Here is a 223-nt window from a genome sequence, read left to right on the forward strand (position 1 = left end):
CCCGCGACGCGGGCGTCTCCCAGGCCACCGGCTACCGATACCCGCACGAAGGCATCGACGTCCTGGCCGAACAGGCCCCGGACCTGCACGAGGTCCTTCACCGCTGCCGGCGCGACGGCATGAGTCACGTCATCCTCGACGGCACACTCATCGAGACGGACCGCCTGGCCGGTGTCCGCGACAACGGCAACGACCTGTGGTTCAGCCAGAAACACAAGGCGTT

1 pseudogene is annotated in these 223 nt (G+C 67.7%); it reads left to right on the top strand.

Going from position 1 to position 223, the window contains the following annotated elements:
- Positions 1-223, top strand: a pseudogene (locus AC2CJA_RS27555) (IS5/IS1182 family transposase); the annotation flags it as partial.

Source organism: Streptomyces sp. ATLC9 (assembly GCF_057196705.1).